At 63.0% G+C, this 1,490-nt stretch carries 1 pseudogene; it reads right to left on the bottom strand.

Going from position 1 to position 1,490, the window contains the following annotated elements:
* Positions 1-1,490: pseudogene (locus GMA8713_RS27850) on the bottom strand (hypothetical protein); the annotation flags it as partial.

Below are 1,490 nucleotides of genomic sequence, written 5' to 3'. Positions count from 1 at the left end.
CCCGCGCCCAGGGTGATGGTGATGTCCACCTGACCGTCCAGCTCGTCATCGTTGATGTAACCATCATCGTTGGCATCTTCGGTAATCTCGACCGTCGGCGCCGCCGGGGCGCCGGTGCCGGTGCCGTAATCCAGGGTGGCCGCATCACTGCCGTTGGCGGTGTTGCCCGCCGGGTCAGTGACGGTGGCCGTCACGGTAATGGTGGTGCCGGTGGCTGGCGCGGTCATGGTGACCGGCACGCCGTTGTCCAGCATGTCCTGAGTCACGGTGCCGTTAAACAGTGCATTGCCATCCTGGTCGGTGACCACCAGGGTATCGCCCACCGCGGTGCCTGCACCCAGGGTGACGGTGATGTTGATGTCACCATCGAGCTCAGCGCTATTGATGTAGCCGTCGTTGTTGGCATCCTCATCAATCACCACCGTTGGCGACGCCGGTGCGCCGGTGCCTGTGCCGTAATCCAGGGTAGCCGAGTCAGAGCCCTCAGCGGTGTTACCCGCAGGGTCGGTAATGGTGGCGGTAATCTCCAGGGTGGTGCCGGTCGCTGGCGCAGCCACAGACAGGTCAAGGCCATTGTCCAGCATGTCCTGGGTCACAGGGCCGGAGAACAGGGTGTTGCCATCCTGGTCGGTGACCACAATGGTGTCACCCACGGCGGTACCGGCGCCCAGGGTGATGGTGATATCCACCTCGCCGCTGAGCTCGCCATCGTTGATGTAACCATCATCGTTGGCATCTTCGGTAATCTCGACGGTCGGCGCAGCCGGTGCGCCGGTGCCCTCGCCGTAATCCAGGGTGGCGGAGTCACTGCCGGTGGCAGTGTTGCCACTGGTGTCGGTCACGGTAGCCGTCAGGGTCAGGCCGGTGCCAGTGGCTGGAGGGGTCAGCGTCAGCGACAGGCCATTGTCCAGCATGTCCTGGGTAATGGTGGCGCTGTACACCTCATTGCCATCCTGGTCGGTGATAACGATGGTGTCACCCACTTCGGTGCCTTCACCCAACGTCACGCTGTAGTTGATGTCGCCATCCAGCTCGTCGTCATTGATGTAGCCATCATTGTTGGCATCTTCATCAATGGTCAGGGTCGGCGCGCCCAGATTCGGGTTGCCGCCACTGGTATCCAGTATCGCACTGTCACTGCCATTGGCGGTGTTGCCCGCCGCATCGGTGACGGTGGCGGTGACCACCAGATTGGTGCCACTGGCTGGTGCATCAATCGCCAGGTCAAGGCCATTGTCCAGCATGTCCTGCGTCACCGGACCGGAGAAGATGACCGTGCCATCCTGGTCGGTGACCACAAGGGTGTCGCCCACGGCGGTGCCGCCGGTCAGGGCCACGGTGATGTTCACCTGACCCACCAGTTCGGCATCATTGATGTAGCCGTCGTTGTCGGCATCTTCGGTGATGGTGACCACAGGCGTGCCCGGCGCCGTGCTGCCGACATCCAGTACCGCGCTGTCTGAGCCATTGGCGGTGTTGCCCGCCGGGTC

The sequence above is a fragment of the Grimontia marina genome (assembly GCF_900060185.1).
Lineage (GTDB): Bacteria > Pseudomonadota > Gammaproteobacteria > Enterobacterales > Vibrionaceae > Enterovibrio > Enterovibrio marinus.
This window is presented reverse-complemented; position numbering and strand designations above follow the sequence as displayed.